Origin of the sequence: Bradyrhizobium macuxiense, assembly GCF_001542415.1 — a bacterium.
GTDB lineage: Bacteria > Pseudomonadota > Alphaproteobacteria > Rhizobiales > Xanthobacteraceae > Bradyrhizobium > Bradyrhizobium macuxiense.
This window is the reverse complement of sequence record NZ_LNCU01000088.1, coordinates 215,659-217,433: the sequence shown is the minus strand read 5'-3', so window position 1 is coordinate 217,433 and position 1,775 is coordinate 215,659. Positions and strand designations below refer to the sequence as shown.

At 66.6% G+C, this 1,775-nt stretch carries 1 protein-coding gene; it reads right to left on the bottom strand.

The genetic code is table 11. The features are described 5' to 3' along the window. On the bottom strand, positions 1-1,775 hold a 1,775-nt coding region (locus tag AS156_RS44980), incomplete at both ends, for a carboxyl transferase domain-containing protein (protein ID WP_283807942.1).

Sequence of the window (1,775 nt, the reverse complement as noted above, 5' to 3'; positions counted from 1 at the left end):
CGGCGGGGTCGATCACCTCGTCGATCTCGAGCACGGAGGCGATCGAGACCGCCTTGCCGTTGGCGTAGAGCTCGGCGACCTTGGTCTGGAAATATGTCTCGCGCTCGACCGGATCCTCGATCGCTTCCATTTCCTTGCGGAAGCCGAGGCGCACATAGCCCTCCAGGCCCATGCCGCCGAATTCGCCGGTCGGCCAGGCCACCGTGAAGAATGAGGCGTGGAAGCCGCCGCCAATCATCGATTGCGCGCCGAGTCCGTAGCCCTTGCGCAGCACGACGCCGAACAGCGGCACCGTGATGCTCGCGCCGGTGACGAACATCCGCGCCACATGGCGCACAATCGCGGTCTTCTCGGCCTCGGGGCCGACCATGAAGCCGGGCGTGTCGCACAGCGACACGATCGGGATGTCGAAGGCGTCGCAGAGCTGCATGAAGCGCGCTGCCTTGTCGCCGGCCGGCGCATCGATCGCGCCGCCGAGATGCCTCGGATTGTTGGCGATCAGGCCGAACGGCTTGCCTTCGATGCGGATGAAGGCCGTGATCATGCCGACGCCGAAATCGCGCCGGATCTCCAGCACCGAACCCTCGTCGGCAATCAGATCGATCACGTTGCGGATGTCGTAGACCCGCAAGCGGTTCTCCGGGATCGCGCGGCGCAACAGCCGCTGATCCGGCGCTGTCCAGTCCTTCACCGCGCCCTGGAAATAGGACAGGTATTTCTGCGCGACCGTCGTCGCCTCGGCCTCGTCCTCGACCAGGATATCGATCACGCCATTCGGCGACTGGAACGAGACAGGGCCGACTTCGGCCGGATGGTAGACGCCGAGTCCGCCGCCCTCGATCATCGCGGGACCGCCCATGCCGATCGATGCATTCTTCGTCGCGATGATGACGTCGCAGACGCCAAGCATCGCGGCGTTGCCGGCGAAGCAATAGCCGGAGACGACGCCGACCACGGGCACAAGCCCGGAGAGTTTTGCGAACTGCACGAAGGACGGGCCGTCGAGGCCGGTCATGCCGAGCCGGTCGGTATCGCCGGGACGGCCGCCACCGCCCTCGGCGTAGAACACCAGCGGCATGCGCCACTGCTCGGCCAGACCGAGCATGCGGTCGATCTTCTTGTGGTTCATATGGCCCTGCGTGCCGGCGAGCACGGTGTAGTCATACGAGATCACCATGCAGCGCGCGCCCTCGGGGCCGAAATCCCTCGCGTTGACGGTGGCGATGCCAGAGATCAGGCCGTCCGCGGGCGTGTTCTTGATCAGATCCTCGACCTTGCGGCGGCGGCGTTGCGCCGCGATCGCGAGCGAGCCGTATTCGACGAACGAGCCTTCATCGACGAGCTGCGCGATGTTCTCGCGCGCGGTGCGCTGGTTGGTCTTGCGGCGGCGCTCGACCGAGGCCGGGCGGTTCTCGTCGAGCGTGATCGCCTTGCGCGTGATCAGCTCGGCGAGGTCGGGGCGAATGTGGTCGAGATCGATCGCGGCCTCTTCCTCCGCGGTGTGACCATCGACCTCGGCAGGCTCGAGGAACAGGATCGGCTCGCCATGCATCAGCGTGAGGCCGGGACCGCCCGCGAGCTTGGTCACCCGGCCGCCATGCGGCGCGGCGACGAGATGCTCCATCTTCATGGATTCCAGCACGGCGATCTGCTGGCCCGGGCGAACGAGATCACCTTCCGCGACATCGATCGCGACGATCGTGCCTTGCAACGGCGCCGGCACCGGGAGCGATCCCTCCGGCACGGCTTCGGCTGCGGCCGGCTTAGCAGTGGCC